This window comes from Bartonella sp. AP72JLCBS, from assembly GCF_042195705.1.
In the GTDB taxonomy this organism is placed as follows: Bacteria; Pseudomonadota; Alphaproteobacteria; order Rhizobiales; family Rhizobiaceae; genus Bartonella.
Map to the genome: position 1 here is coordinate 1 of NZ_JBHIOU010000001.1, position 9,603 is coordinate 9,603.

General features: G+C 38.3%; 4 protein-coding genes and 1 pseudogene. All 5 read right to left on the reverse strand.

Annotated features, from left to right (window positions below; translation table 11 throughout):
- Positions 1-3,065: pseudogene (locus tag ACFILO_RS00005) on the reverse strand (hypothetical protein); the annotation flags it as partial.
- A 383-nt stretch (positions 3,066-3,448) separates the two neighbouring features.
- Positions 3,449-3,565, reverse strand: coding sequence for a hypothetical protein (locus ACFILO_RS00010; RefSeq protein WP_375652423.1), 117 nt, complete (start codon positions 3,563-3,565; stop codon positions 3,449-3,451).
- Positions 3,562-3,804, reverse strand: a complete 243-nt coding sequence (locus ACFILO_RS00015) for a hypothetical protein (RefSeq protein ID WP_375677665.1) — start codon at positions 3,802-3,804, stop codon at positions 3,562-3,564. Before ACFILO_RS00015 ends, ACFILO_RS00010 begins: the two co-directional genes overlap by 4 nt.
- Positions 3,805-4,133: 329 nt before the next feature.
- The gene (locus ACFILO_RS00020) at positions 4,134-4,409 is read right to left on the reverse strand and encodes a hypothetical protein (protein WP_375677666.1); all 276 of its coding nucleotides are present in this window, start codon (positions 4,407-4,409) and stop codon (positions 4,134-4,136) included.
- 384 nt (positions 4,410-4,793) lie between these two features.
- Entirely contained in the window at positions 4,794-9,518 is a 4,725-nt protein-coding gene (locus tag ACFILO_RS00025; protein WP_375677667.1) for a YadA-like family protein, read from the reverse strand.
- Between the last annotated feature and the right edge of the window lie 85 nt (positions 9,519-9,603).

Genomic DNA, 9,603 nt, shown 5'->3' on the forward strand with positions numbered 1-9,603 from the left:
GCAAGAAATTTAATTTTGCTATTGGTTTTTCCGTCTCCATGCTGTGCTACAAATGCCCGCTCATCATTACTCCACAACAAAGCATCCCCTTTAACTTCTTGTGAAATATTTGTGATTTTTTCATTGACATCTTTTACCACATTCGTCAGATGCGTATTCACACTCTTCACATTCGCATCAAGACCACTCAAAGCTGAGCCAACGTCATGATAATTGGCTTTTGCCACCTGACCATCTTCAACAATAACAGATAAACTATAGTTTGGTCCTTTAAAGGCACCATTTTCGAACGAGGCATCACCACCAAAATAATTTGCTATATCTCCAGATATTTTATTAATTTGGTTCCCATTGATCGCATCATGCGAATCTTCAGCAATTTTCCCATCTTTAACATTATGTAGAGCAACAGGGACTTGGTTATCCATCCCACCTAAAGTTACGCTACCATAATTAACGGTACCGTTTTCTTTATCATAAAGAACTGCAGCAGCACTTGTAAGATTAATATCATTAGAAATCTTCTCGATACTTTTATCAAGCTGGGCTTTGTTAACAGCTTCATCATTTCGCTCTGCAGCTTTTACACCAGAAATTGTACGAGCATCACCAGATTTGTTTGCAACATTAATTTCTGTCCCCCCCGTTATCACACCAATGGTAATAGTACCTGCATCTCCTTCCTGCTTAACAAGGCTATTCTTTGCTGCATTAGTGATTTGATTTTGGATATTCGTGATAGAAGTATCAACAGCATTAAAAGTAGATTCAAAATCATTATGTGGCTTACCCTGAATAGTGTAAGTGGGAGCCTTACCGTTAGATATATCTGCACCACCACCAAAATATTTAGATGTATTTTGAGAAATTTTTGCTAGATCATTCGTAACAGTGGTAACATTCTGATTAGTAGCAAAGAGCTGCGAACCATTCACTGCATCGGTTGAATCTTCAGCAATATCTCCATTGGCAAGAAATTTAATTTTGTTGTTTTCTTTGTTTTCTCCATACTGTGCCAAAAATGCCTGCTCATCATTACTCCACAATAGAGAATCTTTAGAAACACCCTCAATTTTCTGAGTGAACTCATTAGCTACATGTGTTAAGCGACCATTCACATTGTTTATATTCTCATCAAGCCCTGTCAAAGCTGTACCAACATTATTATGGTCCTTAGTTACTGCTGCACCATCTTCAGAAATGTGCGATAAATGATAGTGCGGACCAAACAAGATACCGTCGTGAAAGTCCGCATCACCACCAAAAATACCTGCTATATCTCCAGATATTTTTTCAATCTGGCTACCATTAATTGCATCATTCGACCCTTTTGCAATTGTACCAGCTTGTACATTATGGAGAGAAACTGGTGCCGTAGTCTTATCACCACCCAAAGTCACGCTATTATAATTAATGGTGCCATCTGCATTTTTATCATAAAGAACCGCAAAGTTATTTGCTTCTTTAATGACCTTAATACTGTCCGTGATATCTGCAATTTCACCATCAAGTTGTTTTTTATTAACGGCTTCATCATCCTTAACTGCTTCTTTCACACCGGAAATTGCACGAGCATCACCTGATTTGTTTGCAATATTAATCTCTGTGCCTTCTATTTCCTTACCGATGATGATACGATTTGTCTCTTCTTCTCGCTTAACAAGGCTATTGCTTTTTATAGTGTCAACAACATCTGCAATCTGACCATCGAGCTGTTGTTTATTAACAGCGTCGTTATTGTTTACAGCAGCCTTCACACCGGAAATTATCCTATCTTCACCCGATTTGTTTGCAACATTGATTTCAGAACCACCTGTTTCTATACCAATGGTGATACGACCTTCTTCTCCACCATCTTGCTTAACAAGACTATTTGCTGCTATTTGATTTTTTATCTCTTGTAGCTGCGCAAAATTCACTGCATCATCAGGTTCTTCCCCAGCTGCCACTCCTGTAATCTGCTGATTGCCAGCATCAATACCATCCACAGTTATACGAGCGCCATCAGCAAACAGAATGCCATCATCACTTATAGAGCTTCTCCCAGCGGTAACTCGTTCCACTGTAATATTGTTAGCTAGATCAAATGTTACATTATTGTTTTCCTCACCTTTTGTAATCTTAAGGTTGTCACTTGCAGCCGACAAATCTACAGTATCTTGTACACCAACAGCTTTAGCATTTTTACCCCCAATAGATAGCTGCCAACCTTGGTCTACGTAAGTTTTTAACGCTTTTAGCTGTGCAACATTAACGGCATCGGTAGAATAACTACCAGCAGCCACTCCTTCAAGCTGGCGTGTTACCTTATTTTTATAATCACCAATAGTCGCTGCATGCGCAGTACTTTTCCATACCTCACTGTTTTTATTTTTTTCGCTTAGCTCGATAGGACTGTAACCGCTAGCGCCAGCAAGCGATGTAGTCGAAGAACCGTCCCCAAGAACAACATTGCCATACGCCCGCGTTTCAGCCGCACGCGTTTCAGCATTCTTATCTATAACAATAGCTCCATTACCATCAGCCCTCACTTTTGAAGAGTAACCATTCGCGAATGTATATTCCTCAATGCTATCTTGATTATCATATACGGAACCTATCGCAATACCGTCTAGCCCTGAAGCGCGAGCCATAGAGTTTATAGTAAAACTTTTCTCTTTTGCCGTATATTTCTCTGGATCTAAAACAACAGCTTTTTTAGCCCTCTTATCCCTTTTTGAATCAGAAACGAGCGTGCCATTCGCTGTGAAGATGTTTTGCGCATCTTCCCATGCAAATTTTCCGTCGGCTGTTAAAACATTTATTACAGAATTATAACCATCCATACCACTGTTATAATCATCATACGCAGAAATAGTACTTTGCGGATAAACTACAGCGGCATTCTTCACATTTTCAAGAAATGCCTTTGTTAAATCGAGATTTGCTGAAAAAACAGGAGCAGCATTCGATAAAAACAAGGCAACCGCAGTTCCCAACGAAGCTACTTTAAACAATGATGATCGACGATGTGAGCGAGAAAAACTCAAATCACGCAGATTTTGTGTAGTATATAATTTTTTCATAATACCCCCTTCATAATAATAGATTAAAAACACAAAAAATGTATGCTCTAGAACTCTAAAGCTTTCTTATTTCCTTTGCGTGTTCCTGCTTTTACAGCGTGTTTTAGGACATAAATAAAATTAAGACATAAACTGTTGTTTCTACAGTGTCTTTAGAGGGTAATTAGGGGTAGGTTCGTGAAAGTCAATTTGAGGAAGGTAAAAAAATACTTAATATTAGAATGGATTTCGTTTTTCTATCAAAGGTTGTGTGTCGTTTTTAGCTTTGATCTCTTTGAAAGAGGTATAATTTTTTGTGCCTATTGATCATCCGTTTAAGCATTAGTTTATTTTTCGTGAATAAGATTTTTTTATTTCATAAGGGGATTTATGAAAGCTTTTTACTAAAATGCCCCATCTATATCCTTACTAATGGTAATGTGTCTCGTTGCTGTATCCTGTTTTACAAAAATACTCACTGCTACTTGTTCTTTTATTCCCTTCAGTTGTGAAAAATTCACTGCATCAGTATTGCTAGTTCCTTTTCAACATTTGTTACTTTTTTACTTGCCGCATTAATACTACCGGTGGTTATTTGCGGGACATCAGTAATTACTAAGCCTGTTGCATCGACTTTTGTTTTCTCTCCTAATGTTATGCTTTTCAATGCTATATCATTAGCCAAACCAAATATGAGCTTATTTTCATCGTCCTTATCTCTTTTAACCCTGAAGTTACTTCCTCCCGATGAAAAATTCATTGTACTATCTAGCACCCATATCTTTAGCTGCCTCACCAGAAATAGACAGTTTCCACCCTTTTTTTCTTACGACTTCTTCTAAATCTTGCAACTGTCTCAGGTTCACTGCATCGGCAGATTTGCTATCAGCTGCTACGCCTATAATTTGTCGCGTTATGTTCTTACTAGGAACACCAATACTTACTGAAACTTTCGTACTTTTCCATTGAGATTAGGTGTTTTTAGCCAGTCCTTGCAGAACAGACGTATCCCCAAAAACGCCAGCAGTCCTACCAGACACAGAGCTGTTCCCGATAGCCCCCCATCAACCATCACTTTAGAATAGGAACCTAAAGCGATACTTCCAACCCCTTTTGCTTTTGAATAGAAGCCCATAGAAATAGCTTCTTGAGCAAATGCTTATGTACGGAGTGACCAAGAGCAATCGAACCATATTCTAAAGCTTTAGAAACAGCTGCTACTACTGTTGAATAATCACTCTTCGAAAGAGTATAATCATTTTCCCCGTGTTCGCTCTTCTTATTATATTCACCACCTACTGCGACACTGCTTTTCTCTAAAACATGAGCCATATTGCCTACAGCAACGCTCCATTCTTTTTCCATTTGCGCTCCACTACCCTATAAAGCAATACTTGTGTTTGGAGTACGTTGCATATCTGTAGAGCGTTGCATTATAAAGCATACGTTTAAAACTATACGAAAATAAAAGCTAAAACTGTCTTCTTTTAATAAAGGGTATATTCGTATTTACATTGTGTGAAGCATTTTAACAAATAAAAATAATAGCAATCAATTTTTTGAATCTTTACCACTAAGCTCTTTTATTCTCAACAAAAGTTGTAATAAGCTTTTTATATTCGGATTTTATATAATTACGGGAGTTTTATACATTTAGAATAGCTTTAGAGAGTTCTGGAAGAAAGTAAAAAATTTGCCCTTTTCTTAAATAAGAAAAAGGCAAATCAATTTTATGGATTTAGTCGTTTATTAGTTGAGTATCACATTAACCCCTGTACTTATACCCCAGTGACCTCCAGAAGTGGTAATTGACAAGTTGGAACCAATATCACCGTTCTCTGAAGTATAACCTGCACCAAAAGCAAAAGCAGATTGACTACGCCATAAACCACTACCAAATGCGATTGTTAATTTTCCAGGAATATCACTATAGCGTAAACCAGCTACCGCTAAACCAACAGCTGCTGCTTGTCTTGCCTCTTTTCGAACATCCTCAACAGCATAACTTAATGTCGAAAACTTCATATCCGTATACGAATTAGCCTCATTAACTCCATCTTTTACAAGATGAGAAATTTTCTCATCCGTATACTTATTGGCACTTTCAAGCACAAAATCTATCTTATCTTTTAATTGACCGCCATTAATCGCTTCTTTCGAATCCTTTTCAATCTTTCCATCGGCTACATTGGCTATTAATACTGGAGAACTTTCATCTCCACCAACTAAGCTAACCTTATTGGTCTTTTTGCCCGTTTTTTTATCTTTATCGTATTGTACAGATCCCTCCGTAACTTTATTTTCAATATCCTTGACCTGATCTGTAATCATCTGCTGAGTTTCCCAAAGCTGTCCTCCATTCACAGCTTCTTTTGAATCTCTGTCTACCTTGCCATCCTCTACATTGATAATCTTACTTGGACTCTTAACACCCTGAGCATCAACATGAGACGCATCATAGCTTCCTTTTTCTTCATTCCAATTCAGACTATTCGAAGAGGTACCTTTTTCAACTTCTTTTATACGATCGTTGATAGTGCTCATGCTGTCATTAACAACATCAAATGCTTCAGAGACATTATTACGCTCCTCTTTATCACCTTTCGTACCATCCTTATTAAAGACCTGAACGGTGAATTTTGGTCCTTGCCAGTTTCCTTCCTTATCATAACCAGCTCCTCCACCAAAATATGAGGCAAATGTCTGTTGAAGAGTATAAATCTGACCACCATTAATCGCATCAGTCGAATCTTCTGATATCTTTCCTTTTGCAAGGAACGTGATCTTGCTGTTTTCCTTTTTACCTTCTTCCTCATGCTGTGCTACAAACGCACCTGCATCATCACTCCACAACAACGCATTTTGCTCAATGTTGTCTGAAATCTCATTATGAAGATTCTTGAAAACCTTATTTACACCGGCAAACGCGGCTGCAATGCTATCATAATCCTCCTCTACAAAGCTTCCATCTTCTTGGAAAGTCATTATCTTGAAACCTGGAAGGACCCAGCCATCACCATCATACTTAGCATCACCACCAAAATACTTTGCTAGCGACTGATTCAGATCATAAATCTGTCCACCATTAACCGCATCACTCGAGCCTGATACTATAGAGCCAGCCGCAAGTGATGTGATCTTGCTTGCTTTTCTGTCTTCACCTTCCCCATGCAGAGCGACAAAAGCTTTGTCACCATCGCTCCAAGATAAAGAATCTTGTGCAACTCCCTCTGAGACCTCCTTAATGCGAGCGTTCACATTCTTGATATTCTCATCAAGCCCTTTAAAGGCAGAACCAACATCGGTATGCGGTTTATCTGTTACTTCACCACCTTTATCAATACTGGATAAATTATAAGTTGGCCCTTTAAAAGCACCATCCTTAAATTCAGCATCTCCACCCAACAATTTTGCTATATCCATTGAAAGAATGTGAACCTGTCCTCCATTGATAACATCCGTTGAGTTTTCCGCAATCGATCCGGCGGCTACATTATGGAGCGCAACAGGTGTAGCATCCTTCCCTTTCCCAAAAGTTACATTTGTATAATCAGTTTGATTATCTGTTGTTTTATCGTAAAGAACAACAGAAGAACTATCCGACAGAAGGGTATCAGAAAGATCCTTCAAACCTTTATCAAATTGTTCTTTGTTCACAGCTTCATTGGCTTTTTCTGCTGCCTTTACACCAGAAAGAGTTCGATCCTTACCACCCTTGTTTGCGATATTGATTTCACTACCTTCTACTCCTTTACCAATGTTGATAATACCTTCATTTTTCGTAACAAGCAAATTACTGATTACATCGCTGATCGCAGTTTGAACCTTTGTGAAAAGTTTACCCACACCTGAAAATGCATCTGATACATTCTTATAGCTTGATTCAGCTTCAGTGCCATCATCATTGATAATTTTTAGCTTAAAATCAGGAACTTTCAATTCCCCATCCTTATATTCAGCATCATCAGAAAAATATTTTGCAACCTTATCGCCCAGTGAATAAAGTTGAGAACCATTTACGGCATCCATCGATTCTTTCGTAATATCTCCTACAGCAAGCGATGTGATTTTACTTGCCTTTCTGTCATCACCTTCCCCATGCTGAGCGACAAAAGCTTTGTCAGCATCGCTCCAAGATAAAGAATCTTGTGCAACTCCTTCTGAGACTTTCTTAATGCGAGCATTCACATTCTTGATATTGTCATCAAGTCCTTTAAAGGCAGAACCAACATCGGTATGCGGTTTATCTGTTACAACACCTTTTTCATCAATATTCGATAATTTATACTCTGGTACTTTAAAGTTTTTTCCATCAAAGGATACATCTCCACCTAAAATTTTTGATAAATCCCCAGTGATTGTATGAAGCTGGCCACCATTAACGGCATCTGTCGAATTTGTGCTAAGATCTCCACCCGCAAGACCTGTTATTTTTTTACCTGCAGCATCAATACCATCCGCTATTACTTTGGGACCATTTTCAATAGTTAAGCCCGTTTTATCTAAAGTGATGTCTTTTAATTTTACACTGTTCAATGTGACATCTTGTGCCAAATCAAATGTTATTTTTTTGTCTTTATTGTCTGTTGTATCACTATTTTTAATCTCAAAGTTTTTGCTTCCAGAAACCAAATTTAATATATCACCCGGCTGAAAGTTTGAAACAGCCTTATCATTAAGAGAAAGTGTCCACCCTTGTGCTACAAATTCTCTTAATTTTTTCAGCTGTGCAATGTTGACGGCATCAGTGTCTGCATAACCCGCTGCCACACCTGTAAGCTGTCGTGTTATCTTATTCGGAGTATCACCAACACTAAAAGCTCCTTGAGTGCTCTTCCATATCACACCATCATCCGTTGACTGGCTCCCTATGGAAGGATCATAGCCAACTGCGGACACTGAGTTACGAGAAACAGATTTATAACCCACAGCAACACCACCCTCAGGAAGTACTTGTACATTTGAACCTAATGCCATACTATTTTTAGCTGTTGCAGCTGAAAGTCCACCTAATGCAATACTATTTTCACCAGATGCATTTGCAAAACCACCTAATGCAATACTATTTTCACCAGATACATTTGCAGAACCACCTAATGCAATACCATTGTTAGCAGTTGCACTTGAAAGCTTACCTATAGCAATACTTTCTTGCCCACCTTTTCCCTCACTGGCAGCAATTGTAATGCTCTCCGTTTCGGCATGCCATTTAAAGACACTATCATCGGCAGCTTTTTTAATCTCATTGTGAAGATTTACATAAGACTTACCCACACCCTCAAAGGCTTTGGCTACATTTGGAAAACTTTCTTCTTCAATCTCATTCGTCTCAGGATTTAAAGTTTTAATTTTGAACTCTGGATTATCCCATTGACCATTCGTAAATTTAACACCACCGCCTAAATATCCAGCTATATGGGTAGCTACAACATTCAACTGACTACCATTTACCGCCTCTTGTGAATCTGCACTAAGATCACCAAATGTAACACCCATTACCTTTTTATTTCCAGCATCAATACCACCGGTGGTTATTTTCGGACCATCAGTAATTACTAAGCCCGTGGCATCGAAGGTATTTGTACCTGCTTTTAAGCTTGTTAACATAATGTCTTGAGCCAGATCAAATTTTACTTTATTGTTATCTTCGCCCTTTGTAATATTTAGGTTGCTACTTCCTGCGGAAAAATCTACCGCGCTATCCATAAGAACGGTTGTAGCATTTTTATCTCCAACAGAGAATTTCCAACCGTTTTGTCTTACAACTTGTTCTAAGTCCTGCAACTGTCTAAGGTTCACTGCATCGGTAACATTAGAACCAGCTGCTACGCCTGTAATTTGTCTGGTTATACCCTTACTATAATCACCAAATGAAACTGTTCTCTCTTTTTCATCAGAACTATCGGTTAGAGAAGAGCCGATTGCAATGCTATTTTTAGTATTTCTACTACTACCAGCTAAAGCAGTTAAGCCGATAGCAATCCCTTGGTCAGCCTTCGTCTGCGCTACCTGCCCGGAAACAATAGCATCATGCGCTTCTCCCTGAGCTCGTTCACCATAAATAAGAGAATTACCCAAATCCTGACTGCTAGTTATCTGATCTCCCTTTACAACTCCTGGAGTTAAAGCTGCTCTTGTTATTTTTTTACTTCCAGCATTCATATCAATTGAACGTATCGAATCGCTGGTTTCTGCCAAAACATTCACTATAGGACTATAATCACTTACACCAGTAAGAGTTTTGGTTAAAAAATTTTCATAGTCATCAGCAGCACTTACCTTGGATGTCAAAGCAACATTCAGCGCTGTTAAATAATTTTCCTGTGATGAACTAGAAGAATCCAAATCATTCGAAAAAACAGGGGAAACACTGGCTAAAAGTGCCGCTATTGAAGTCAAGGATAGGACTTTAATAAAAGGAAAACGAGAAAATTTTAAACTGCTCCCTGCTAATTTTGTATATAATTTTTTCATAATGAACTCCCCAATGAAAGAAATAACTATAAACACAAAAAAGACACATTTAAACGCTATTAGGTCCCCTAAAATTGGTTTTTCT